Origin of the sequence: Xanthobacter sp. SG618, assembly GCF_012932745.1 — a bacterium.
In the GTDB taxonomy this organism is placed as follows: Bacteria; Pseudomonadota; Alphaproteobacteria; order Rhizobiales; family Xanthobacteraceae; genus Xanthobacter; species Xanthobacter flavus.
Genome location: NZ_JABBHL010000009.1, coordinates 163,207 through 187,950, shown reverse-complemented (window position 1 = coordinate 187,950; position 24,744 = coordinate 163,207). Strand labels below are relative to the sequence as shown.

Annotated in this window: 24 protein-coding genes; 7 read left to right on the top strand and 17 right to left on the bottom strand. The window is 67.2% G+C overall.

The window, feature by feature from the left end:
* Window position 1: 1 nt before the first annotated feature.
* Window positions 2–898, bottom strand: a complete 897-nt coding sequence (locus tag FHT36_RS21575; protein WP_169124589.1) for a LysR family transcriptional regulator — start codon at window positions 896–898, stop codon at window positions 2–4.
* 169 nt (window positions 899–1,067) lie between these two features.
* Between FHT36_RS21575 and FHT36_RS21570 the strand changes: the two genes are divergently transcribed.
* Both FHT36_RS21570 and FHT36_RS21565 read left to right on the top strand, forming a co-directional pair.
* On the top strand, window positions 1,068–2,510 hold the full coding sequence (locus FHT36_RS21570; RefSeq protein WP_169124510.1) for an MFS transporter: 1,443 nt from the start codon (window positions 1,068–1,070) through the stop codon (window positions 2,508–2,510).
* A 23-nt stretch (window positions 2,511–2,533) separates the two neighbouring features.
* Entirely contained in the window at window positions 2,534–3,307 is a 774-nt protein-coding gene (locus FHT36_RS21565) for a siderophore-interacting protein (protein WP_169124509.1), read from the top strand.
* A 19-nt stretch (window positions 3,308–3,326) separates the two neighbouring features.
* Here the strand turns inward: FHT36_RS21565 and FHT36_RS21560 are convergent, their stop codons facing one another.
* From FHT36_RS21560 to FHT36_RS21500, 13 genes are all read right to left on the bottom strand, one after another.
* Window positions 3,327–4,112 carry a GntR family transcriptional regulator gene (locus FHT36_RS21560; protein WP_169124508.1) on the bottom strand — a complete coding sequence of 262 codons (786 nt, stop codon included), beginning with the start codon at window positions 4,110–4,112 and terminating at the stop codon, window positions 3,327–3,329.
* A 147-nt stretch (window positions 4,113–4,259) separates the two neighbouring features.
* Window positions 4,260–5,276: an ABC transporter substrate-binding protein gene (locus tag FHT36_RS21555; RefSeq protein ID WP_169124507.1), complete on the bottom strand. Its 1,017-nt coding sequence runs from the start codon at window positions 5,274–5,276 to the stop codon at window positions 4,260–4,262.
* Between the two features lie 104 nt (window positions 5,277–5,380).
* The gene (locus FHT36_RS21550) at window positions 5,381–6,265 is read right to left on the bottom strand and encodes an MBL fold metallo-hydrolase (protein ID WP_169124506.1); all 885 of its coding nucleotides are present in this window, start codon (window positions 6,263–6,265) and stop codon (window positions 5,381–5,383) included.
* Between the two features lie 40 nt (window positions 6,266–6,305).
* A complete protein-coding gene (locus tag FHT36_RS21545; RefSeq protein ID WP_169124505.1) occupies window positions 6,306–7,205 on the bottom strand; it encodes an ABC transporter permease in 900 nt (299 codons plus the stop codon).
* Window positions 7,198–8,016: an ABC transporter ATP-binding protein gene (locus FHT36_RS21540; protein WP_237355746.1), complete on the bottom strand. Its 819-nt coding sequence runs from the start codon at window positions 8,014–8,016 to the stop codon at window positions 7,198–7,200. Before FHT36_RS21540 ends, FHT36_RS21545 begins: the two co-directional genes overlap by 8 nt.
* A gap of 414 nt (window positions 8,017–8,430) precedes the next feature.
* Entirely contained in the window at window positions 8,431–9,090 is a 660-nt protein-coding gene (locus FHT36_RS21535) for a DUF2161 domain-containing phosphodiesterase (RefSeq protein ID WP_169124503.1), read from the bottom strand.
* Window positions 9,091–9,184: 94 nt separating this feature from the next.
* Window positions 9,185–10,165 carry an amidohydrolase family protein gene (locus tag FHT36_RS21530; protein WP_169124502.1) on the bottom strand — a complete coding sequence of 327 codons (981 nt, stop codon included), beginning with the start codon at window positions 10,163–10,165 and terminating at the stop codon, window positions 9,185–9,187.
* Window positions 10,162–11,376: an amino acid ABC transporter substrate-binding protein gene (locus FHT36_RS21525; RefSeq protein WP_169124501.1), complete on the bottom strand. Its 1,215-nt coding sequence runs from the start codon at window positions 11,374–11,376 to the stop codon at window positions 10,162–10,164. The genes FHT36_RS21530 and FHT36_RS21525 overlap by 4 nt, the downstream gene beginning before the upstream one ends.
* 47 nt (window positions 11,377–11,423) lie before the next feature.
* Window positions 11,424–12,815, bottom strand: coding sequence for a dihydroorotase family protein (locus FHT36_RS21520; protein ID WP_169124500.1), 1,392 nt, complete (start codon window positions 12,813–12,815; stop codon window positions 11,424–11,426).
* A 33-nt stretch (window positions 12,816–12,848) separates the two neighbouring features.
* A complete protein-coding gene (locus FHT36_RS21515; RefSeq protein ID WP_169124499.1) occupies window positions 12,849–13,565 on the bottom strand; it encodes an ABC transporter ATP-binding protein in 717 nt (238 codons plus the stop codon).
* Window positions 13,562–14,338 (bottom strand): ABC transporter ATP-binding protein, encoded by a 777-nt coding sequence (locus FHT36_RS21510; protein WP_169124498.1) that lies wholly within the window; start codon window positions 14,336–14,338, stop codon window positions 13,562–13,564. Before FHT36_RS21510 ends, FHT36_RS21515 begins: the two co-directional genes overlap by 4 nt.
* Complete coding sequence (locus FHT36_RS21505; protein WP_169124497.1) at window positions 14,325–15,305, bottom strand: branched-chain amino acid ABC transporter permease; 981 nt, start codon at window positions 15,303–15,305, stop codon at window positions 14,325–14,327. The genes FHT36_RS21510 and FHT36_RS21505 overlap by 14 nt, the downstream gene beginning before the upstream one ends.
* Window positions 15,302–16,174, bottom strand: a complete 873-nt coding sequence (locus FHT36_RS21500) for a branched-chain amino acid ABC transporter permease (protein WP_024280023.1) — start codon at window positions 16,172–16,174, stop codon at window positions 15,302–15,304. The genes FHT36_RS21505 and FHT36_RS21500 overlap by 4 nt, the downstream gene beginning before the upstream one ends.
* Window positions 16,175–16,273: 99 nt before the next feature.
* Between FHT36_RS21500 and FHT36_RS21495 the strand changes: the two genes are divergently transcribed.
* The 5 genes from FHT36_RS21495 to FHT36_RS21475 all read left to right on the top strand — a co-directional run bounded on the left by FHT36_RS21495 (window position 16,274) and on the right by FHT36_RS21475 (window position 20,344).
* Complete coding sequence (locus FHT36_RS21495) at window positions 16,274–17,080, top strand: GntR family transcriptional regulator (RefSeq protein WP_169124496.1); 807 nt, start codon at window positions 16,274–16,276, stop codon at window positions 17,078–17,080.
* Window positions 17,081–17,101: 21 nt separating this feature from the next.
* Complete coding sequence (locus FHT36_RS21490; RefSeq protein WP_169124495.1) at window positions 17,102–17,443, top strand: hypothetical protein; 342 nt, start codon at window positions 17,102–17,104, stop codon at window positions 17,441–17,443.
* The gene (locus tag FHT36_RS21485; RefSeq protein ID WP_169124494.1) at window positions 17,436–18,470 is read left to right on the top strand and encodes a GTP-binding protein; all 1,035 of its coding nucleotides are present in this window, start codon (window positions 17,436–17,438) and stop codon (window positions 18,468–18,470) included. Before FHT36_RS21490 ends, FHT36_RS21485 begins: the two co-directional genes overlap by 8 nt.
* A 315-nt stretch (window positions 18,471–18,785) precedes the next feature.
* Window positions 18,786–20,006 carry a molybdopterin-dependent oxidoreductase gene (locus FHT36_RS21480; RefSeq protein ID WP_169124493.1) on the top strand — a complete coding sequence of 407 codons (1,221 nt, stop codon included), beginning with the start codon at window positions 18,786–18,788 and terminating at the stop codon, window positions 20,004–20,006.
* 11 nt (window positions 20,007–20,017) lie between these two features.
* Window positions 20,018–20,344 carry a cytochrome c gene (locus tag FHT36_RS21475; protein WP_169124492.1) on the top strand — a complete coding sequence of 109 codons (327 nt, stop codon included), beginning with the start codon at window positions 20,018–20,020 and terminating at the stop codon, window positions 20,342–20,344.
* A gap of 67 nt (window positions 20,345–20,411) precedes the next feature.
* Here the strand turns inward: FHT36_RS21475 and FHT36_RS21470 are convergent, their stop codons facing one another.
* The 3 genes from FHT36_RS21470 to FHT36_RS21460 form a co-directional block, all read right to left on the bottom strand.
* Window positions 20,412–22,925, bottom strand: a complete 2,514-nt coding sequence (locus tag FHT36_RS21470) for an arylsulfatase (RefSeq protein ID WP_169124491.1) — start codon at window positions 22,923–22,925, stop codon at window positions 20,412–20,414.
* A 157-nt stretch (window positions 22,926–23,082) separates the two neighbouring features.
* On the bottom strand, window positions 23,083–23,448 hold the full coding sequence (locus FHT36_RS21465) for a phosphogluconate dehydrogenase C-terminal domain-containing protein (protein ID WP_169124490.1): 366 nt from the start codon (window positions 23,446–23,448) through the stop codon (window positions 23,083–23,085).
* Between the two features lie 68 nt (window positions 23,449–23,516).
* Complete coding sequence (locus FHT36_RS21460) at window positions 23,517–24,683, bottom strand: histidine kinase dimerization/phosphoacceptor domain -containing protein (RefSeq protein WP_169124489.1); 1,167 nt, start codon at window positions 24,681–24,683, stop codon at window positions 23,517–23,519.
* Window positions 24,684–24,744: the final 61 nt, after the last annotated feature.

The window sequence follows — 24,744 nt, the reverse complement described above, 5'->3', positions numbered from 1 at the left end:
CCTATCCGGCCGGTTCGGTCTGCCCCGGGACGCGGGACGAACACGCGGTCCGCAGCGCCGCGCGCAGCCATCGATGGGCGGGATCGGCATCGAAGCGGGGATGCCAGGCAAGGGACACGGCGAGCGCATCCGTCTTCACCGGCAGGTCGAAGCTGTGGAGGCCGGCACGCGCCGGCTCCGTCAGCCGGGCCGGCACGGCGGCGACATGGTCCGAGGTGCGCACGATGGCCAGCGCATCGTTGAAGTTGGCCACCGCGATGGCCACGAAGCGCTTCAGTCCCAAAGCTGCCAGCGCCACGTCGATGGGCCCTGAGAAACGCCCCCGGCGCGAGACGGAGACATGGGGAAAGGCCGCGAACCGCTCCGGCGTCACCTCCCCCGCGAGCGGATGGCCGGGGCGCACGACCCCCACGAAGCGATCGTGGAACAGCGCCTGCAAGCGGATCTCCGGCCCCATGGCGCCGATGACGCCCACATCGGCGTCGATCCGGCCCTCTCGCAGAGCCTCCACATCCTCCTTGTCCTGATGGGCGAAGCGCAGCCGGACCAGGGGGGCCTCCTGCGCGGCCAATGATGCCAGCGCCGCGCCGAAGGTGCCGACGAACCCGTCATTGGCGCGGATGACGAAGGTGCGCTCCAGCCGCAGCAGATCGATCTCGTCGCCGCGCACCAGCGCCTCGGCCTCGGCCACGAGGCCGCGCAGCCGTTCGCGCAGGGCCTCGGCCCGCGGGGTCGGCACGAGCCCGCGCCCCGCCCGCACCAGCACCGGATCGCCCAGGAGGTGACGGATGCGCGCGAGCTGGCGGCTCATGGCCGGCGCCGAGAGGTTCAGCCGCTGCGCCGCCCCCACGACACTGCCTTCCGAGAGGAGCGCGTCGAGCGTCACCAGCAGGTTCATGTCGAGCGGCGGCGCGTGGCGCGTCGGTTTGGCAGGCAAGGGAGCGCCTCCGCATCAGTGCATCTGATGCAATCATATAATAGCGACATTGCACTGTATGCAAACAAGATCGGCCCCTATCGAAAGACCAGTTCAACGCGCCTGCGCGCTGCTTTCGACAGGACCCCACATGACACGACAAACCTCTTCCCCCACCGCCCAGCCGCACGCTGCGGCCGCGCACCGGCCCATCCATTCCGGCATGGTGCTGACCGGGCTTTCCCTTGCCATCCTGCTGTCGCAGCTCGGCACCAACATCATCAACGTCGCCCTGCCCACCTTGGTCAAAAGCCTCGGCGTGGACTTCGGGGCCGTCCAATGGGTGGTGGTGAGCTATCTGCTCGTCGTCACCGCCCTCATCGTCGGCGTGGGCCGTTTCGGTGACCAGCTCGGCAAGAAGCGGCTCTATCTGTGGGGGCTCGCCGTCTTCATGGCGGCCTCAGTGCTGTGCGCCCTCTCCACCAGCCTGCCCCTGCTGATCGCCGGCCGCGCCGGCCAGGGGCTTGGCGGCGCCATCCTGATGGCGCTCTCCTTCGCCTTCGTCGGCGAGGTGTTTCCCAAGGAGCGCACCGGCTTCGCCATGGGCGTGCTCTCCACCATGGTGTCCTTCGGCATCGCGCTCGGGCCCTCGCTCGGCTCGCTGGCGCTGGCCGCCTTCGGCTGGCAGGCGGTGTTCTGGGTCAACCTGCCGTTCGGGCTTCTGGCCTTCCTTCTGGTCTCGCGCTATCTGCCCAATGCCGTCGATGCGCCGAAGCATCCCGTCCCCGCGGCGCGGTTCGACTGGCTCGGCACGATCCTTCTCGCCTTGACGCTCGGCGCCTATGCGCTGGCCATGACGTTCGCCGGCAAGCAGGGCTTCGATGCACCGCTCGTGCTGCAGCTCGGGCTCGGCGCGCTCGTCGGCCTTGCCCTGTTCCTCGCGGTGCAAGTGAAGGCGCGCGCGCCGCTGCTGAAGCTATCCATGTTCGGCAACGTGCTGCTCTCCACCAGCATGGTCATGAGCGTGCTGGTCTATGCGGTGATGATGGCGACCCTGGTGCTGGGGCCGTTCTTCCTCTCGAAGGCCCTCGGCCTCGACACCCGCATGGTCGGGCTGGTGATGACGGTCGGCCCCCTCGCCGCAGCCATCATGGGCGTGCCGGCCGGCACCCTCGCCGACCGCATCGGCGCGAGGCTCGCCATGGTCCTCGGGCTGGCGCTGTTCACCGTCGGGGCGTTCGCCATGTCCTGGGTGTCGCGTGATGGCGGCGTCGCCATCTACATCGTCGCCATCCTGTTCATCAGCGTCGGCCTCGCCTTCTTCCAGACGCCGAACAACACCGCCGTCATGACCGATGCGCGCCCCGAACAGCGCGGCCTCGTTTCCGGCCTGCTGGCCCTGGCCCGCAATCTCGGCCTCATCACCGGCGCCTCCCTCATGGGCGCGCTCTTCGCCAGCGTTGCCGGCGATACGGCCACCGCCACCCCGGACCTCGTGACGGAGGCCATGCGCTTCGCCTTCCGCATCGCAGCGTCCATGGCGGCTGCCGCGTTCCTCCTCTCCCTCACCACGCTGCGCCGGCGTCGCGCCTGACCCGGCGGCCAAGGACCCTTCCGATGAAACAGAACAACACCCCCCTCGCGGGCGCCGAACGCCCGGTTCCGCCCGAACGCCGCCTGAGGATCGCCGAGGTCCGCAAGGTCACCGAGGTGAGCCCGCACATGCGGCGCATCACCCTCGCCTCTACGGCGCTGATGGACTTTCCCGTCCGCCGCCCGGCCCAGTGGGTCAAGGTCTTCGTGCCCACGGTCGATGGCGGGAAGCCCGACGGGCGCGCCTACACCATCCGCCATTTCCGCGAGACGCTGTGCGAGATGGACATCGATTTCGTCCTGCACGGGGACGGCCCCTGCTCCACCTGGGCGCAGAATGCGGCGCCCGGCGATGTGGTCCAGATCGCCGGCCCGCGCGGCGGCTTCCGGCTGGATCCGGACGTCTCGCATCTGCTGATCGGTGGCGACGAGACGGCGCTTCCCGCCATTGGCGCGATCCTCGAAACCCTGCCGGCCGGGCTTTCCGTCGATGCCTTCGTGGAAATTCCCGAGGATCGGGATGCCCAAATCATCCACTCGAAGGCGGATGTGGAGATCACCTGGCTTCCGCGCGGCAACGACGATGCCGGCCCGTTTTCGACCCTCGCCGACCACGTGACGCGGGCGGAGGTGCCGCAGGCCTCGGGTGCGGTGTGGTTCGCCGCCGAAGCCTCGGTCGCGCGAAATGTGCGCCGCCACTTCCGGATCGACCGCGCCATCCCGCCCAGTCGGCTCGTCATGTCCGGATACTGGAAGAAGGGCGAGACCGACTTCAAGGACAGTGAGGGAGATCAGTGAGGGACGAGACCGGCGCGTTTTAGGCCGACCGGGGCGCCTGGCTGTCGATGCGCATGAAGAACTGGGTGCGCGGCACGAAGATGCGCTGGAACGAGCCGTAATTCGCCGGGCTCGCCGAGCTGAAGATTTCCACCACCATGCCGATGGTCTTGGCCTCCACTCCGATCTTCGAGCAGATGTCGCGCGGCAGCGGCTCGATGCGGATGTCATACGTCATGCGCTGGACCGTCAGGTTCAGCTCACGGCGCAGATTGACGCCTTCAAGGGCAGTCTGCTTGTCCTTGCGCACCTGGTCGTAGACCCGCGCATCGATGATGAACTGGCTGTAGACGAGGAATTCGTGGCCGATATCGACGATGCGGTCGATCTCGACCACCTCGTCCTCCACCCATTGCATGTGCATGCTCCAGGAACCGCGGTTCCTGTGCCGGTGAATGCGGTCCACCTGGGGGAAGACGGGGAAGAAGTTCTCGCGCCGCTCGTCGCTGAACAGGAAGTGCCAGACCGTGTCCACCTGGCGCGGCTCGCGATTGACGAAGCTGCCGGCCCGCCCCTGCTTGCGGTCCACCGCCCCGTCCTGCACCAGTTCGCGATAGGCCTTCTGGACCGTGCCGAGACTGAGCCCGGTGGCGAGCGCCAGATCCTTCTCCGGCGGCAGGCGGTCGCCAAGGCTCCAGTATCCCTCGCGAATTCCCGCCAGCACCGCATCCCGCAGCTGGAGGTATTTGGGGGACTGGCCGGGGTCCTTCGGCGCGAAGCGGCGCCAGAAGTCGTGGCCCGCCTGGGACGGCGGAGCCTTGGTCACGGCATCTGCCTTGTCGTGCGTCGCACGCGGAACCCGAGGCTTTGTCATGGGAGATTCCGAACGCAGGTGAGAGGGCGGTGGTACTGACATTCCCCCAAGGAGGCAAGGCGCCGGCACAATGGCGTGTCCGGTGCCCGCCACGATGGGTCAATCGCCGGGCAGATCATGGACGTTGCTGAAGAAGACGTCCTTCCAGGAGGTCGGCAGATTCTTCAGCAGGCCGGTCTTGTGCATGTATTCAGCGAAGACCATCACCTTCCGGGGCGTCGGCGAAAAGCTCATCATGTTCGGATCATTGAGGATCGCTACGATCTCGGCCTCCGACAGCTTCGACTTGTCGAACCGCTTGAACGCCTGCGCCGCCGCGGTCTTGTCGGCGGCGATGAGGCCCATCGCCTCGGTCAGCGCCGCATAGGTGGCGGCGTAGAGCCTGGGATTGGCCGCCCGCCACTTGTCATTGGCATAGGCGGTAATCAGCGTGTTGGCGCCGCCGGTGACGTCATAGGAACTGAGGATGGTGCGCACGTTCGGATTGGCGAGCTCCATCTGGATGAAGGGCACCGTCGTCACGTGCGTCCTGGCGACGGCCCCGCCCGAGAGCAGCGCGGCGACGCCGTCGGGATGGGACATGGTGATGGCCAGCGTGTCGAACTTGTTGCGCTGGTCGAAGCCGAAGGCCTGGGCGGTGGCCATCTCCAGGATCAGCGCGTGCTGCGTGCCCTTGCCGGCGGCCATGGCGATCCGGTCGGTGGGCTTGAAGTCCTTGATGGACGTGATCGCGGGATCGATGGTGTTGAAATAGATGGGTGAATCGCAGATCGCCATCATCCCCTTCACGGGGGCGAACTTCACCGTCTTGTCCCACAGATTGAGCATCACCGACGTGCCTGCCATGGCGATGTCGGCATTGCCGGAGATCAGCGCATCGGTGATGGCCGGGCCGCTGGTCAGCTGCGTGTAGATGACCTTGGCATCGGGCAGGCCGAGGGCCGCCGCATGCTTTTCGATCAGCTTGTTTTCCGCTGCGACGATCATGGGCAAATAGCACAGGCCGAGGCCGCTCACGACACGCACCTCGGCCGCAGCGGCGGGCCTGGCAAGGGGCGGGGCGATGGTGGCGGCAATAGCGACGGCCAATACGGCCAGCCGGGCAAGATGTTTCATCTGGATCCCCTCATGGTCTGGAAGGTTCCGCGCCAGTTCGGCGTCTCGTTTGGTGATCGGCGGAACGCGACGCCCGCAGGCGTCGCGTTCCCATTTTCAATGCCTCAGAGCAGGCGGTCGTTCTGTGGCCCCTTGAGCGGGATTTCCATGAGATCTTCGCCGAAGAAGATGTTGCCGCCATAGACCCGCGAGATGTCGGCGACCACCCGCTCCCTGAGGCCGGGCCGGTCGAATTGCTCGGTGATGTGGGTGAGGACGAGGTTCTTCACCCGGGCATCGCGCGCCAGTTCCGCAAGCTCCATGTGCCCCATGCAGCTGTGCGAGAAATCGGGGCTGTAATTGGTGCCCGAGAGGTAATGGCACATGTGCACGAGCACGTCGCAATCCCGCGCCAGCACATGCATGCTTTCCGCCGGTCCGCTGTCGCCGGAATAGACGAAGACGCCTTCGGGGGTCGTCAGGCGGAAGCCGAGGGTCACGAGGAAGGGCTGGAAGTGGTTCACCTGATCCGTCTCCAGCGTCCAGCCATCGCCCTTGATGACGTCGCCGGGCGACAGGGTGGTGACCTCCGGAACGGGACGCGGCCGGGGCAGCGTGCCGCCGCGGGCCTTGAACAGATCGAGGCTGGAACCGTGGGAGGTGCGCGCCACCAGATCCGCATTGTACACGCCGTCCAGCCCGAACAGGCGCTCGGTGATGTCGGCGATAGGCGCTGGGCCGAACACCTTCAGCTCGGGAATGCGGTCGGCGCCCTGGTCCCAGCGCGTCAGCAGCAGGCGGCCATAGTCGCCGCAATGGTCATAGTGCAGATGGGAGAAGAAGAGGTGGGTCACCCGGGTCGCGGGGATGCCCAGCTCGAGCAGGCGATGATGGGCGCCGAAGCCGTGGTCCATGACGATCACGTCGTTTCCGGTCTCGATCACATAGCCGGAGGACATGCGGCGCAGGGAAGGCGTGGGCGTGCCCGTGCCGAGAAGGCGAATACGCATGGGACTGCTCTTTTCTTGGAGGTGTAAGTGCAGGGTGAGGTCAGCCGCGGCTCATGCCCCAGCGGCGGATGGTGCGGGCCTCGATGGTGCGGAAGATCAGTCCTTCCACCAGCAGGCCGATGATGATGACGCAGGTAAGCCCGGCGAAGACCTGATCGGTCTCCAGCTGGTTGCGTTTCTCGAACAGGAACCACCCGAGCCCGCCCGAACGCGAGGACACGCCGAACACCAGTTCCGCCGCGATCAAGGTGCGCCAGGCAAAGGCCCAGCCGATCTTCAATCCGGAGAGGATCGAGGGGAAGGCGGCCGGGATCAGGATCAGCGCCACGTAGCGCACGCCGCGCAGGCCATAGTTCTGGCCGGCCAGCCTCTGGGTTTCAGAGACGCCTAGAAAGCCCGTCAGCGTGTTGAGGGCGACCGCCCAGAGCACCGAATGCACGATGACGAAGACGAGGCTGGGCACCCCGAGCCCGAACCACAGCAGCGCCAGCGGCAGGAGGGCGATGGCGGGGAGCGGATTGAACATGGCGGTGAGGGTGGCCAGAAGGTCGGCGCCCAGCCGCGAGGAGACGGCGAAGGTCGTCAGCATGGCCGCAAGGGCGATGCCGATGGCATAGCCCGTCATGAGCACCTGCAGCGTCGCGCCGATGCGCTGGAGGAGGACGCCGTGGACGAGGCCATCCCACAAGGCGCTCAGGGTGTCCGTCAGCGTGGGGAACATCAGCGGGTTGGACAGCCAGACGGCATAGACCTGCCAGGCCACCATCAGCGCCACGACGATGGCGCCGCGCCGCACCCCCTCCATGTTGGCGAGGTGCTCCCAGAGCGAGAGCGGACGCTCGATCTCGGCCGCATCGCTCACGGGGGGCGTGGTCCGCTCGAATTCCGGCCGGATAGGCGGAGACAGCCGGGCGACCGGCAAGGGGGTGATTTCAGCCATGGTGCCCCTCGGCGAAAAGCATGGTGTTGATCTTCTGGGACAGGGCCATGAAATCGCTGCCGCCCTGGTGGTCGTGCCCGTATTGGTGGGCGTTCAGCTCCGCCTTCACCTGCCCGGGATGGGGCGAGAGCACGAGGATGCGTGACCCGACCACGATCGCCTCCTCGATGGAGTGGGTGACGAAGAGGACGGTGAAGCGGGTGTCGTCCCACAGCTGCAGCAGCTCGTCCTGCATCTGGCGGCGGGTCAGGGCGTCGAGGGCGGCGAAGGGCTCGTCCATCAAGAGGATGGCGGGCTCCATGGCCATGGCACGGGCGATGGCCACGCGCTGCTTCATGCCGCCGGACAGCATGTGCGGATAGGCATCCGCGAACTTGCCGAGCTTGACCTTGGTGATGCTGGCCATAGCCCGCGCGCGGGCTTCGGCGCGGGGAAAGCGGCGGCTCACCAGGATGGGGAACATCACGTTCTCCAGCACGGTCTTCCAGGGCATCAGCTGGTCGAAGTCCTGGAACACCATCATGCGATCGGGGCCGGCGCCGTCGATCATCTGGCCGTTCAGCCGCATGAAGCCCGCCACCGGTTTCAGGAAGCCGGCGACGCCTTTCAGCAGGGTGGATTTGCCACAGCCGGAGGGGCCGAGCAGCACGAAGCGGTCCGCCGGATAGACTTCGAAGCTCACGTCGCGGGTGGCCGTGACGAGCAGATCGCGGGTCTTGTACTGGAGCGTGACCCCGGACACCTCCAGCAACGGGCTCGCATACGAAGGCGGATAGGTCTGGTCTTTCGGATGCATGGTGGCAGCGTTCATCGGCCCCCTCATTGTTCCGGCTCTGGCTTCGCCTTCGACAGAGTCCGAACGGGACGCCGGCGCGGCGAATTGCATTTATGAGATGTAGTGAAACATAAATGCTATATAGTTTACTGTCAACCGACAGAGGGCGCGTCGGAGCGTTGCGGACCGCCGTGGCGCACGCGGGGGGCGCCGTTGATCCGAAGCGTTGCAAGAAGCCGACCGGGGGCAGCGGCGGACAGGCGCGAAGGCGGCGCACGCGGCGGGACGCGCTCCGTCGCGGTCGGCCGCAGGAGAGCTACGGCCGATCAAGGCGCCGATGTCGCAAGACTTCGCGTTGAAGGTGGCAGGCGGGGCAGACTGGAAGCGCTGGCAGCAGACTTCGAATGATCGCCGAGTGGCTGGCGCCCCGCGCCTTTGCCTATTTCGCGTTCAGGGGGTGATGTCAGGCTGCCACGAGGCCAATGCGCTCCGCCCCAGTTCGGTCAGCACGTAGACGCCGCGCTCCGCACGCTGGAACCACCCATAGACATTGCGGTGGAGAATTTTCTGGGCATCGGGGCAGATGTGCTTCAGGTCGCGCGGACGCTGCGGCGCGGCTGTCATCGCGGCGGCGCAGGCCAGGGCCTGCTGCCGATACGCGGTCATGATCGGCTTGCGCGTGCCGCCGCCCGCAACGGGATCGCCCTGGCGGCGCCTGTGCTCCTCCATCAGCCGCGAGCGGCGGCGGGGATCCTTCCGCGGCATCGGCGAGATTGGTGAAACAAGGACATCGACGCGCCCGGTTGCCGAGACGCCCAGCAAGCCGAAGCCGAGGCGGCGGCAGAGATTGCGATAGCGCGGGTCGCTTTCCCGCCCCTTGCCGTTGGCGGACAGGCGGGCCGCCAGCCAGATCTCGTCGCCCATGGTCGCCCGGTCGACGCCCTGAAGAATGAGTTCGAGATTGAATGCCAGCTTCAATTCGCCGATCACCACCACCGCAGGATCATCGTCCCGGAGAGCGACGATGTCGCAATTCCTCACCTCGCCTTTCACGGTGTAGCCGAGCTGCTCGAGGAAGCGCTTCACGGGCTCATAAAGGGACGTTTCCACAGCGCGCCTCCGGTTGGACCGCGCCGAACATGTCCTGCCCGTGGTTTAGGAGCGGCAAACGACGGTGATGTTCCGGCGGATTGCTCGCCGCCCCCTAAGACCTCGCGCCCGAAACCAGCCGTGCACCATTGGCGAGAACGGTGTCGCGCACCTCGACCCCCAGGGGCTCCAAAGCCGCGAGGGACTTCCGGCCCTCCGCATCACCGACCTCGAACGGGAAGTCGGTGCCGAACACGACCCGCTCCGGGCCGACCAGCTTGAGCAGGAAGTCGAGCACGGTCAGGTGGGCGACCACCGTGTCGTAATAGAGATCGCGCAGATAGTGCGACGGCGGCTTGCCGATATGCGCGCGGCAGGCCGGATTGGCCTCATAGAGCGGCGCCTCATAGGCGAGATCGAGCCGGCCTGCGAGCATGGCCAGCGTGCCGCCGCCATGGGCCAGCACCATCTTGAGGCTGGCATGGCGCTCGATGACGCCGGCGAAGATCAGCCGCGCCACGCACAAGGCGGTTTCCGAGGGCCAGCCCACCAGTTGCAGCATGGTGAAGCTGCCGAAGGCCTGCCGCTCCACGCCCGTGGTCGGGTGCATGAAGACGATGCAGCCCTGCCGCGCGCATTCCGCCCACATGGGCTCGAAGGCGGGATCATCGAGCGGGCGCCCCGCCGCCGAGGTCGGCAGGGCGACGCCCACATGGCCCTCGTCCAGCCCGCGCCGGATTTCCGCGACGCATCGCTCCGGCTCGGCGATGGGCGGAACGAGGAGCCCGCCGAGGCGGCCGCCAGCGTCGCGCACCGCCGCGAGGGTCTGGTCATTGAGCCGCCGGGCGAAGGCCGCATCCGCCGCCCATCCCGCATGGGAGACGACGCGCGGCGGCGGCGACACCAGCTGGAGGCCGATCTCGCGCCGCGTCAGGCTTTCGAGCCGCCCGTCCATGTCGAACAGCAGCGGATCGAGGGGGCCGTAGCCGGCGAAGCGGAAGCCTTCCGGACACGTCTCGATGCCGAAGGCACCCTCCCGTGCGAGTTCGCTGAGGAAATCGCGCGAGAGGGCATGGGCGTGAACGTCGACGATCACGGGAAGGGCTTGCGCGGATAGACGACGGGGGCCGCCGCGATGGCCGCGGGATAGACCGGCACCGCCTTGCCGCCCTGCACCTGCGCGACCACGGCGGAGGCCTTCACGTCGACGCCGGCGTCGTTGTACTTCACCGGGCCGAAGAAGGTGTCGGTGTCGAGCTGGAGCATGGCCTCGCGCACCTTCACCGGGTCGATGCTGCCGGCCTTCTCGATGGCGAGCTGGAGCGACAGCGCGCCCGCCGTGCCGGCGGCGGTGATGTAGGTGGGCACCTCGCCGCCGAACTGCTTCTTGAAGGTCTCCACATATGTCGCGCTGTCGGCGACCACCGGGCCCTTATAGGTCAGCGCCGGATCCCAGATCTGCACGCCGAACAGGTCTTCCGCCGCCGGGCCGAGGGCGTTGAGGAAGTCCGGGATGCCCACCGCGAAGGCGAAGCCAATGAGCTTGGGGTTCACCTTCAGCGTCTGCAGCGTCTTGATGAGCAGGATGGAATCCTGGACGTAGCCGGTGAGGATCAGCACGTCCGGATTGCTCTCCTTCAGCGCCGTGGCGACGGAGGAGAGGTCGGCCGAGCCCTTCGGATACTTGGTGGAATAGACCACCTTCAGGCCCTCGGCCTCCGCCTTCTTCTGCGCGGCGCCGGCGAACACATTGGGGAAGAGGTCGTCGGGGCCGGCGATGGCGATGGTCTTGGGCGGGTCCTTCACCGTCTTCAGCAGCGCCAGCATGGGATCGAGCGTGGTCGAGGCCAGTGGCGCGGGACAGAAGATGTATTTGTAGCCGCGCTGGTAGAGGCTGTCGGCCGTCGCCATGGGCGTCATGGTGATGACCTTGTACTTCTCGCTGATCGCCGCCGTGGCGGTGGCGATGCCGGAGGAGTAGGGCCCGAGGATGAAGCCCACGCCGTCTTCGGTGATGAGTTTCTCGGTCAGGCGGGCGGAGGTCTGCGGCTTGCTCTCGTCGTCGTAATAGATGACCTCGACGGGCATCTTCTTTTCACCGACCTTGATGCCGCCGGCGTCATTCACCAGCTTTTCCCAATAGGCGTAGCCGTTCTTCAAGAGATGGCCTTCGCGGGCGAAGTTGCCGGTGAGGCTGACGGCGGCGCCGATCTTGATCTTGTCCTGCGCGGCGGCCGTGCCCGCGCCGAAAAGGGTGGCGAGGCCGAGGGCGGCCACGCTCTTCACCAGAGTTCGTCTGTGCATCATCTCGCTCGCTCCTGCTGGTCCCGGAAGGTTTGGTTTTCTTAGGTTTCTCAGGCGGATGCCGCGGTGCCGGGCACGAAGCGCCCGAAGCCCGGCGCGCCCACCAGCTTGCCGCCCTGCGCGACGATGGTGCCCCGCACGATGGTGTGGGTGGCCGCGCCCTTGGTGGCCATGCCCTCCCAGCTGGAGAAGCCGGTGCGCGAGAGCATGTCCTCGTTGCGGAAGACGCCTTCGCGGCTCATGTCGACGATGGTGAAGTCGGCATCCGCGCCGGGCTGGATCACGCCCTTTCGCGGGAAGATGCCAAAGCGCCGGGCGGGGGCCTCGGCGGCGAGGCGCGCCACGTCGTTGAGCGAGAGGCGCCCCTCATTCACCGCGTTCATGAGCAGGGGGATGTATTCCTGCGCGCCGGTGACGCCCAGCGGCACCGAGAACAGGTCCTTCCAGCCGGGGTCCACGTCCTCCTTGGAATGGGGGGCGTGCTCCAGCACGATCATATCAGCCGTGCCGTCCTTGATGGCGTCCCAGCCGGCCTCGGGGTCGTAGGCCCAATTGTAGGTGCGCGGCCCCACCTTCTCCATCTGCGCGCGGTTCATGAACATGGTGCCGAGCTCCAGCTCGCACGACACGTCCTGGCCCAGGTCGAACTTGGCGTGGTGGATCATCTCGTTGGCGCCCTTGGGCATGACGCCGAGATGCAGCACGTGCAGCTTCACCCCGCAGATGCGGGCGTAATAGAGCGAGGCCGCGAGGCCCGCGACCATGCCGTGGCCATACATGTAGCCCTTCGAGAAGCTCTCGTGATAGGCCATGGCATCGGTGCGGCCCTTGTCGATGTAATCGCGGAAGGTGAGCCGCTTGCACCATTCGGGATCGTCATGATGCACCGAGGCGACGAGCCCCATGTCCCGCGTCGCCTCATAGAGCTCGAACAGGATGCCGTGGTCGAGCACGCCGAGTTCCGAGATGTAGGGATAGACTTCCTTGATGTGGCGCGTGTTGAAGATCTTGATGCCGATGGCGCCCGCCTTGGCCAGCGCCTCCACCGTGCGCGGATAGAGCCCGCCGCCATAGAGCGCGTAGTCCACATGGGCCTTAGGCGCGACCAGCGCCTTCTTCATCTCGTAGTCTTCGAGCGTGGTCGGGTGCGGCGTATTGTTGGTCATGTCGATGCACATGGTCACGCCGCCGACCGCCGCCGCCGCGGAGCCGGTCTGAAAGTCTTCCTTGTAGGTGTGGCCCGGCTCGCGGAAATGGCAGTGGACGTGCCACATGCCCGGCAGCACGGCGAGGCCCTTGGCATCCACGCGCTTCGCCGCCTCGGTGAAGGGGCCGCCGATGGCGGAAATCTTGCCGTCGAGCACGGCGATGTCCGCCTTGAAGGAGGAGGACGGGGTGTGGATCGTGCCGTTTTCGATCACGAGGTCATAGGGTCGGGACACGTCACGCTCTCCAGAAGGATCGGTTGAGGCACGTCAGTTGAGGCCGAGATAGGCGGCGCGGATGTCCTCGCGCCGCAGAAGGTCGTCCGCCGGGCCGTCGATGGTGATGCGGCCGGTGTCGAGCACGTAGCCGCGGGTGGCGATCTCCAGCGCGAGGCCCACGTCCTGCTCCACCAGCAGCACGGTGATGCCGCGCTCGCGGTTGACCTGGCGCACCGCGTCCGCGATGCGGTCGACGATCACCGGGGCGAGGCCCAGCGACATCTCGTCGACGAGCAGCAGGCTCGGCCGCGCCATAAGCGCCCGGCCGATGGCGCACATCTGCTGCTCGCCGCCGGACATGAGGCCGGCGAGCCGGCCTTCCAGCCGCTTCAACTCGGGGAACAGCTGGAAGACGAAGGCAAGGTCGTCCTCCTCGCCGGCGCGGTCCGGGCGCGCTGTGGCGCCGAGCTTCAAATTCTGGCGCACGGTGAGGCCGGCGAACAGGCGCCGGCCCTCCGGCACCATGGCGATGCCACGCCGGGCGCGCTCATAGGGCTTCAGCGGGCCGAGGTCCGCGCCGGCGAAGCGCATCTTTCCGCCGCGCACCGGGACGAGGCCGGTGAGGGCCCGCAGGAGGGTGGTCTTGCCCGCGCCGTTCGCACCCACCAGCGCGACGATCTCGCCTTCCGCCATGTCGAAGCCCACGTCCCACAGGACGCGGCTGTCGCCATAGGCCACCGCGAGGCCTTCGACCGAGAGAAGGCTCATTGCACGCCTCCCGCCGCCGTGGCCACCTGGGCAGCCGAATGCGCCTTGGCGAAGCGCTGGCCGAGATAGGCCTCCACCACCTTGGGGTCGGACACCACGTCGTCCGGCACACCCTCGGCGAGCTTGGCGCCGAAGTTCAGCACCATGATGCGATCGCAGAGGGCCAGAACCGCCTTCATCACATGCTCGATGACGACCACGGTGAGGCCGGCCTGCTTGAGGCTCTTCACGAGGTCGATCATGCGTTCGATCTCCGTGTGGTTGAGGCCCGCCATCACCTCGTCGAAGAGGATGATGCGCGGCCCCATGGCGAGCGCGCGGGCCACCTCCAGGCGCTTTCTGTCGGCGAGGGTGAGCTGCGGCGGCATGAAGGCGGCCTTGGGCGCGAGGCCCGTGCGCTCCAGTGCGGCATCGGCGGCGGCGAGCCAGGCGTCGCGGGTGCGCAGCCGCGCGTGGCCGAACATGGCGCCGATGGCGACATTCTCCCGCACGCTCATGGCCTTGAAGGGCTGCACGATCTGGAAGGTGCGGGCGATGCCGAGGCGGGAGAGGCGATGCGGCGGCAGGCCGGTCACATCCTCCCCAGCGAAGCGGATGGAGCCGCCATTGAGCCGGTAGACGGCGGAGATGGCGTTCAGCAGCGTGGTCTTGCCGGCGCCGTTGGGGCCGATGACCCCGAACACCTCGCCCTCCTCCACGCGGAAGGAGACGCCGGCCAAGGCCTTCACGCCGCCGAAGCGGATTTCGAGGTCGTTCGCCTCAAGCAGCGCCATGGCGCGACCTCCACCGCTGGATCAGGGAGCGCCCCGCCACCAGCATCCCGTTGGGGGCGACGAGGCAGATGACGACGATGAGCACGCCGAACACGATCTGGTGCGCCTGCAGGAAGCCGCCCCACACCAGCGTGGAGAGGAATTCCAGCACGAAGGCGCCCAGCACCGGCCCGATCACCGTACCCATGCCGCCGAGGATGAGCATCATGTAAGCCTTCACGCCAATGGCGGGATCGAACGCGCTGGCCGGCTCGATGAAGGTGATCCAATAGGCCCACACGCCCCCCGCGAAGCCAGTGATGCCGGCGGAGAGCGCCCAGGCCGCGACCTTGGTGGCGGTGGTGTCGATGCCCATCACCCCCGCCGCGCGCTCGCCATCGCGGATGGCCCGCAGCGCGTAGCCGAAGGGGCGGGTGAGGATGAACGCCACCAGCAGGGTGGAGACGACCATGCCGGCCAGCATCACCAGATAGATGGCGCGATAGAGCGGCCCCGGCGGCAGGTCCGAGAGCGGCAGCGGCAGCCCCTCGGCGCCCCCCGTCACGCCGCCCACTTGGATGACCAGCTGGATGGCGGCGAGGTTCAGCGCGACGGTGGCGATGGCGAAGTAATGCCCCCGCAGCCGCAGGATGGGCCAGCCGACGATGCCCGCCACCAGCGCCGAGAAGGCGACCGCCGCGACGAGCGCCACGGGAAAGGGTGCCCCGAGCGTCATGGCCACGCCGCAGGCATAGGCGCCGAAACCGAAGAACACCGCATTGCCGAAGGCGTGATAGCCGGTGAGGCCGACGATGACGTTCAGCCCCTGCGTGACCGTGGCGTACATGAACACCGTGGTCAGCACCCGCAGCCAGTAATTGTTGAGGGCGAGGGGCGCGAGCGCGAGGACCACCGCGCCGGCGGCGAAGAAGGCCCAGAAGACAAGCGCGCGGCGCCGCGCGCCCGAGGGGGAAGAGGGGGAGATCATGCGTGCTCCCCGAAGAAGGCGCGGCCGAACAGACCCTGCGGCCGTAGGGCCAGCACCAGCAGGAACAGGCCGAAGCCGACGATCTCCTGATAATTGGCGCCGAGGAAGTAGCCCGCCCAGGCCTGCACGAGGCCGTAGATGAAGCCGGCCACGATGCACCCCTCCACCGAGCCGATGCCGCCCAAAACGGTGATGACGAACACCGCGCTCAGGAAGGTGACGCCCATGCCCGGCATCACCGGGAAAAGCATGGAGGCGAGCGAGCCGGTCGCCCCCGCCAGCGCCGCGCCGGCACCCGCCGTCAGCGCGTAAATCCGCTCGGGATTGATGCCCATGAGGGAGGAGACCTCCCGGTCGAGCGCGGTGGCGAGGATCATCTGACCGGCACGGGTGAAGCGCAGGAAGGCGAAGAAGGCGATGCCGAGGGTGACGGAGAAGCCCGCCGCGATGAGGCGCACCACCGGCACGAGGATGCCGAACACCTCGATGGAGCTCGCCGCATAGGAAGAGTTCACCGAGCGCACGTCGGAGGTGAAGGCGATGGAGACCGCATCCACCATCACCAGCTCGATGCCGAAGGTCACCACCAGCGACAGGAGCAGGCTGGTGCGGATGATGCGGTTCAGCACCAGCACCTGCAGCGCGTAGCCCAGCGCGAACATGGCGATCATGGAGACCGGAATGGACGCGATGGGGTCGAGCCCGGCGAACCGGAACAGGCCGTAGGTGATGTAGGCGCCCAGCATGATGAAGCCGGTGTGGGCCAGGTTGATGACCCCCATGACGCCCCAGACCATCGAAAAGCCGATGGTGGCGATGCCATAGAGGCCGCCGAGCAGCAGCCCGTTAGCGGTGGCTTGCCAAAGCACCGTTACCCCCCCAAATCGTTGATATCACGAAGTTATATGCTTGACGGAAGGCTTATTTATACATATCTTATGCAAAATAAATTGAGTCATGCAACAACGATGTCTGAACGAAACGCACAAAGAAGCCGCACCCGTGCCGCCGGACGCGGCAGCCTCGCGGTGCCCACCGCCCCCAAGGCGGGAATCTCGAAGGGGGGATCGAGCGAGTTCGCCTATCAGGTGATCCGCGCCGAGATCGTCTCGCTCGCCCTCGCGCCTGGCTCCGACCTCGACGAGGCGGCGCTGGTGAGCCGCCTCGGCCTCTCCCGCACGCCGCTGCGCGAGGCGCTGGTGCGCCTCGCCGGCGAGGGGCTGGTGCAGATCCTGCCCAATCGCGGCACGCGCGTCGCGCCCATGGGCTGGAACGACATTCGCGAGCATCTGGAGGCGTTCGACCTCTCCCAGCGCCTCGTCACCCGCTGGGCGGCGCTGCGGCGGACGGAGGCGCAGATCGCTGCCATCGACGCCCAGCGGGAGGCCTTCGAGGCCGCGACGGCGCAGCGCGATTCCGAGGCGATGCTGGAGATCAACTGGCGCTTCCATGCCGCCATCGCCGCCTGCTGCCGCAATGGCGTGGTCGAGCGCTTCTATCTCCAGCTGCTCACCACCAACCTGCGCATCTCCCGCCTCGCCATGACCTACGACTGTTTTTCCACCGAGGAGGCGTACGACGCGCACATCGGCAACATCATCCGCGAGCACCGCGAGATGGTGGAGGCGATCCGCGCCCGCGATGCCGACCGGGCGGACGCGCTCGGTAGCTCCCACGCGGGGCTGGCCCGCAAGCGCGTTTCCGAATGCCTCACCCAGAGCATGCTGTCCGACATGGAGCTGCCCCTCGGCGGCGCGCCCGACAGCCTCGCCTGACTGCGAGAAGGAGAAACCGCCATGTGCGAGGTCTGCGCGATCTTCGGCGCGGGAGAACACTGGAGCGACTTCGCTCGGCAGCGCGACGAGCGCTTCCCGTTCGAGGATATCCTGCACTATCGCGAGGAGCGCCGCCGGCGCGTCGCCATGCTGAATGCGCTGGTGCAGCCCCTCGGCCTCGTCTGCGAGGATTGGGACGGGGAGGCGCTGGCGCTGACCGACGCGCGCGGCCGCACCAAGATCGCCCCGACCCTCGGAGACGTCTGGCCGGTGGCCGAAAGCCTCTCCGGCCGGAGCATCGATCCGCTCACCGAGGATTTCATCGCCCCGGTCGCCATCGCGGAGACACCGGTCCATGGATGAACGCCTGCCCTTGATCGTCGTGACCGGCTTCCTCGGCTCGGGCAAGACGACGCTCATCCGCCGCTTCATCGAGACCCCGGAGGGCGGCGATTCCGGCCTCATGGTCAACGAATTCGGTGAGGCAGGCGTCGATCATCGCCTGCTGGTGCATGCCAGCGAGGCGGTGGAGCTGATCGACGGCGGCTGCCTGTGCTGCGCGCGCCGCGCCGATGTGGCCAAGGCGATGCACGATCTGGTGCGCATGGCAAAGACCGGTTCCAGAGCCGGCGGCGGCCTGCGCCGCGCCATCCTCGAAACATCAGGACTTACCGATCCCGCGCCCGTCATCGCGACCCTCGCGCGCGACCCCTGGCTGAAGGCGCACGTGCGCCTCGCTTCCGTCGTGGCGGTGGTGGATGCGGTGGCGGGCCTGCGCAATCTGGAACACCGGCCGGAGGCGCACCGTCAGGTGGCCATCGCCGATACGGTGGTGCTAACCAAAGGCGACATGCGCGCCGCCGTGCCGCCGGCACAACTCGCCGCGGCGGTGCGCGCCATCTCCCCCGATGCGCGCATCCTCGACGCGCAGGACGAGACGTTCCGCCTCGCGGACGTGCTGGCGGGCCGCGACAGCCTCCACGCCCCGCCCTCCCCTTTCCTCGCCGACGCGCCGGAGCATGACTCGGAGGTCTCCTCCTTCACCCTCTCTTTGGAGGGCGCGCTGGACTGGCCGGCCTTCACACTCTGGCTCTCTGCGCTGCTGCACGCGCATGGCGACCGCATCCTCAGGGTGAAGGGGCTTCTGCGGACCACATCGTCGGACCGGCCCCTCGCCATTCATGGGGTCCAGCACGTGATGCATCCGCCGACCCATCTGCCGGAGCGCGATGCCGGCCCCTCCTTCCTCGTCTTCATCGCCCGCGGCATCAGGAAGGCCGAAATCGAGCTCAGCCTCGCCCGCCTGCTGGAGCGCTGCGCGCCGTTCGCTGCACGCGAGGCGCGCACCGGGAGTCAGGACGGCAACCAGGCGCTGCTGCTACACCATTAGACCACGCGAGGCATCACCCTCGGGGTCTTCCCCGCCCGCCCTTCGGCGGCCGTTGCGACAGCTCAAAACAGCTGGCGCATCAAGGCCAAGACGGTCGCCGGACTGCCCCACGGGAAGCTCCATCGTGCCGGCGAGAGTTGTTGACCAATCGAGCGGCAGGGTGAAGTTTGGACCGCAATCGCCTGCGGTGTGCGGGCGGTTCGGCACCGGCCATCGGGCCGCTCGTCCGCCCTTCCGGCGGGACGGACAAGCCCGGAGAACGCCGGACAAAAGCAGATGCCGGAGCAACCGGGCTGCCGGGAAGGGAAACGCGGAATGATCACAAGGCGTCAGGCGTTGCGCTCGGTCGGAGGCATGGCCCTCGGGGCCGGGGCCGGGCTCATGGCGGGGTCCCGTTTCGCGGCACTGGCTGCGGACACGATCACGCTTCCCTTTGGCAATGGCGAGCGCCCGCTCGTGGTCTATCCCGGCAAGCGCGCCCTGATCGGCCTGACCGCGCGGCCCCCGCAGCTCGAAACCCCGTTTTCCGTGTTCAACGAAGGCATCCTGACGCCGAACGACGCCTTCTTCGTGCGCTATCACCTGGCCGACATTCCCCTCGACATCGACCCCACCGCCTTCCGCGTGGAGGTCAAGGGCAAGGTCGCGACGCCCCTTTCGCTGTCGCTGGACGATCTGAAGACCAAGTTCGACCCGGTGGAATTCGTCGCCGTGCATCAATGCTCGGGCAACAGCCGCGGCTTCCTGGAGCCACGCGTGGGCGGCGGACAGGCGGGCAACGGACTGATGGGCAATGCCCGCTGGAAGGGCGTGCCGCTGAAGGCCGTGCTGGAGAAGGCGGGCATCGCAAGCAGCGCCGTGGAAGTCGCCTTCAGCGGGCTCGACCGTCCCGCCATGCCGCAGACGCCGGGCTTCGCCAAATCCCTGAAGCTCGATCACGCGCTCGATGGCGAGGTCATCCTCGCCTACCAGATGAACGGCGCCGACCTACCCTGGCTGAACGGCTTCCCCCTACGCCTCGTCGTGCCCGGCTACTTCGGAACCTACTGGGTCAAGCACCTCAGCCAGATCACCGTGCTCGACAAGCCGCTCGACAATTTCTGGATGGCCACGGCCTATCGCATTCCCGACAATGAATGCGCCTGCGTGCCGCCCGGCACGAAGCCGGAAAAGACCGTGCCGATCGGCCGTTTCGTCGTGCGGTCCTTCCTCACCAACGTCCTCGACGGCGCCAAGGTTGCGGCGGGCAAGCCTCTGCCCTTGCGGGGCATTGCCTTCGATGGCGGCTCGGGCATCGCGCGCGTCGAAGTCTCCGCCGATGGCGGCAAGTCCTTCGCGCCGGCGACGCTGGGCGAGGATCTCGGCAAATACTCGTTCCGCGAATGGCGGACGAGCGTGACCGTGCCGGCGGGGGAGCATGCCATCCTGGTGCGCGCCACCAACGTGCTCGGCAAGACCCAGCCCATGGAGCCGACCTGGAATCCCTCCGGCTACATGCGCAACGTCGTCGAAACCACCCGTATCGTGGCCGCGTGAGGGACATTCCGATGACCAACCATCTAAAGGCCCTCTCCGCCGCCATCGCCGCTGTAACCATGGCCTGTGCCGGCACCTTCGCCGGCCTGGCGATGGCGCAGCCCATGTCCTATGTGCTTCCAGAGGAGACCGCCGTCTTCAAGCCGGGTCCGGGGGTCGAGGCCGCCGAGAACAATTGTGCGGCCTGCCATTCGGCCGACTACATCCTCACCCAGCCGCCCAAGATGGGGCGGCCGTTCTGGGATGCCGAGGTTCACAAGATGATCTCCGCCTACGGCGCCCCGATCGACGAGAAGGACGCCAAGGCCATCGTCGACTATCTGGCGGCGACCTACTAGGCGAAGCCGCCTCACGCACCCGCCCGACCTGGGGGCGGGTGCGTGATGAGCTGCCTCTCCCGACGGACTATTTCCCCGCCGGCGCGACACCCGGCGCCGGACGCTCGACGTCGCGGGTGGACGCCGCCTTCAACCACGCGTTCATCGACTCCAGCGAGACGGAGCCGTCGCCGAGATCGACGGCGATGGAGCCGATCTTGCCGGTGAACAGGGCCGGGACCTGATAGTCGGCATCATCAACCGGGGTGCCGGTGTCCTGGCCCACGTCGAAGGTCTCGTCCCAGGCGAAGGTGAAGGGCGTCGTGTGCGGCAGGGTCAGCTTCGCCGCTTCCGTCCCGTCCACGGTGAGAATGCCCGTCCCGCCATGTCCGAACGGGACCTCGCCCTGCTGGACCAGCGCGAAGTCGAACACCAGCGTGTGCCGGCCTGCGGCCAGCGCCTGCGCCGCCTGCCATTTCGGCCGCTTCAGGTTGAGCAGGTTCATGGTGAAGGTCGGCTTGCCGTCCTTCAGATAGAGCCCCCATCCGGCGAAGCGGCCGCCCTGCGTGACCAGAACGCCGCTGCCGCCATCGGCCGGCACGGTGATGTCGGCGGTGATGCGGAAGGAGCGGTTAAGAATGCTCGGCGCCGCATTCGCCTGGGTGCAGCAGGAGGGGCCGGTATAGACGAAGCGGCTGCGGCCGGCGGCAGGGCCGGGACGCGGCGCGATCATGGCGGCGATGGAATTGTTCAGCGGGAAGACCTGGTTCCTCTGGCCCTCCATGATGAACAGCTCCTGCATCGCCTTGAGCTTCGCGGGCTCGGCCTTGGCGAGGTCGTGCAGCTGCGTCGGGTCGTCGGCGAGCTTGTAGAGCTCCCAGGCATAGCCGTTCATCACATCAGACGGGCGGGCATCGGTGATCGTCGCCCACGGCGGCACCGGCGGGGTGGTGCTGGCGATCCAGCCGTCATTGTAGATGGCGCGGTTGCCGAGGATCTCGAAATACTGCGTCTTCCGCGTGGAGGGCAGCGCCTTGTTCTGCGCCGGCAGCGTATAGGCCATGGACACGCCGTCCATGGGCCGCTGCGCGATGCCGTTGACGAAGTTGGGCTGAGGCACGCCCACGAGTTCGAGGATCGTCGGGGCGATGTCGATCACGTGGTGGAACTGCCCGCGGATGCCCCCGTGGTCCTTGATCTTCGCCGGCCACGAGATGGCCATGCCGTTGCGGGTGCCGCCGAAGTGCGAGGCCACCTGCTTGGTCCAGCGATAGGGCGTGTCGAAGGCCCAGGTCCAGCCCACCGCCATGTGGTTGTAGGTCTGGTCGGTGCCCCAGGCGTCGTACCAGGGCATCTGCTCCTCGGCGTTCAGCGCGACGCCGTTGAAATACATCACCTCGTTGGGCGTGCCGTTGACCGAGCCTTCCCCGCTCGACCCGTTGTCGCCGCTGATATAGATGATGAGCGTGTTGTCGAGCTGGCCGAGCCGCTTCACCTCCTCGATGACACGCCCGATCTCATGATCGGTATATGCGAGGTAGGCGGCATAGACATTGGCCTGCCGGATGAAGAGCTTCTTCTCCACGTCGGTCAGATCGTTCCAGCGCTTCAGCATGTCGGCCGGCCAGGCCGGCAGTTCCGCATTGGCGGGGATGACGCCGAGCTTCTTCTGGTTGGCGAAGATGCGGTCGCGCAGAGCTTCCCAGCCCTCGTCGAACAGATGCATCTGCTCGATCTTCTCCACCCACGCCTTCGTCGGGTGGTGGGGCGCGTGGGTGCCACCGGGAGCGTAATGGATGAACCACGGCCGGGTGGGCGCGATCTCCACGTTCCGGCGGATATAGTCGATGGCGTCATCCGCCAGGGCCGTGGTCAGGTTCCAGCCGGGATGACCGTCATAGGGATGGATGGGCGTGGTATTGCGGAACAGGTTGCCCGGCTGCCACTGGCTCGTGTCGCCGCCGACGAAACCGTAGAAATAATCGAAGCCGAGGCCGCCCGGCCAGTTGGTGAACGGGCCGACGATGCTCGCCTCCCATGGCGGCACGTTGTGGTTCTTGCCGAACCAGGCCGTGGCATAGCCGTTCTGCCTGAGGATGGCGCCGAGGGTGGCGGTCTCCGGCGGGATGATGGCGTTATAGCCGGGATAGCCGCTGGAAAGCTCGCTGATGTCGCCGAAGCCGACCTGATGGTGGTTGCGGCCCGTCAGCAGCGCCGCACGGGTGGGCGAGCACAAGGCGGTGGTGTGGAAGGTGGTATAGCGCAGGCCCTCGTTCGCCACCTCTTCCAGCGTCGGTGTCGGGATGACGCCGCCGAAGGTGGAGGGGGCCGCAAAGCCCACGTCATCGGTGAGGATGAGCAGGACGTTCGGCGCCGCGGCGGGCGGCATCACCTGCGGCGGCCACGCCGGGGTGCTGTCCACGGTATCGGGGAGGATCCGGCCGACGAAAGGCGGGGACGGCGCCGGCAACTGAAGACCAGGCAAAGTCATCACCGCATCCGGCGCACCCGGCACACCGCGGATATCCTGAGCCCGGGAACCCGCTACCGGCACAATGGTGACCGCCACAGCAAGACATGGGAAAATGATCGAACGGAGCATCCGGCCCTCCCTTGCACGCTTTTTTTGATCTGCGTCGCGCGCGACTTTCGCGTGCAATATGCGCCTTCTTGAGAGCTTCCGCTTTGACTTTAGACAGTCCGGCGACGTCCATCCGTCTGGTTCAGGGGATCGGATGGTTATTTTGGCGCATGGGGGATCATCTGGTGGGTTCGCCACGCGCTGAGCCGCGCTGCGACAGGAGCCACCCGGACAGGCCTAACTCCATGATCGCCATCTGTCCAACAGTCAGGCGATAGGAGCGCAGGATGGGGGCGCAGGGCGTAGATGGCCTTCGCCACCGCCTCGCCCAGCGCAAAGGCCTCGTCCGGCCCTGCATCAGCGCGGAGGTGATGGACTGCGTCGCCGCGACGCCGAAATAGTCGCGCCGGCCCTCCTCGGTGGTCTCATCGTTGCAGATCAACGGGTGGCAGGGGTGCGAGACGAAGGAGATGAGGTCGCGCCGCTCCGGCAGATGGCCGGCGAAGGGCGCTGGGGCGTCCAGCAGCATCACCTTGGTGCCCACCTTCAGCTTCGGCGAAATGGCGACATTTGGCGCGGCGCCCCGGACGGAAGCGCGCGGCGGGAACTGAGCTAGCCCGTAGCCAGGGTCACCGGCATCTTGATTGCAAAGGTCGCGCCTGTCCCGGTCTTTGCGGTGATGGCACCCCCGAACTCGCCCAGCACCGCGCGGACCAGCCGCATGCCCAATCCTGTGCGGCCCTCCGGACCGAAGCCGGGGGGCAGGCCGGCGCCGTCATCGCTAACGACGAGGTTCACCCAGCGATCGTCGGCGGTGAGGACGACGCGAACGTCGCCACGCATACCGTCGGCATAGGCGTGCTTGAAGGCGTTCGTGACCAGTTCCGACAGGAGCAGACCGAGGTTCATCGCCTGACTCGATTCGAGCGTCAGCTTGTCTGCGTGGACCCGGAGCGCATCCACATTCGCCGGACGATTGGCCGCCAACGCAGCGCAAAGACCCTCCACGAAATCGCTGACCTCGACGAGGTCCGTACCCGAGCTTCTGTAGAGCTGCTCGTGCACAGCGGCGATACCGCCGATGCGCTGCTGCGCATCTTCAAGGGCTTTCGCCGCCGACGCGTCCGACAGCCGGCGCGCTTGCAGCCCCAGCATGGCGGCGACCAGCTGGAGCGAGTTCTTCACGCGGTGATCCGCTTCCCGCCTCAGGACGTCGTTGCGGGCCAGCAGGTCGTTTCGTTCCGACAGCAGCCGCGCGACCTCGGTCCGCGCCGCGCGCTCGGCATCGAGGCTCCGTCTCAAGCCCAGCTCGGTCGAAGCATGCCGCGCCAACGATTGCAGGGCCAGTCGCTGGACAGGCGCGAGATCGCGGGGGCTGTGTCCGACGACGCACAGGGTTCCGGTGCCCTGCCCCTCCAGCATTTCCAGCGGCACACCGGCGTAAAAGCGCAGGAAGGGCGCGCAGGTGACGCACGCGAGCGTGTTGAACCGCGGGTCCTGGGTCAGGTCCGGCACGATCAAGATGCCGCCCTGCTGGACGGCCTCGGCGAACAGAGCCATGTCGCTCGGCACCTCGTGCGGCGCGAAGCCAAAGCCGAGGCTTGTGCCCTGCGGATGATCGTCGTCGACGCGCGTGAGCACGGCCATCGGTGCCTCGCACAGCAGGGCCGCCAGTCCAACGATCCGATCCAGCGCCGCCTCGCCCGGCTCAGCCATCCGGCCGCGCGGGACCGGCGTGGCCAGGCCATCTTCGAGGGAACGGGGAACGGACTGGTTCATGCGTGACGTTCCTTGGTCCCCGTCGATCCGCTCCCAATGGTGGGGGCAACGGAAAGCATCG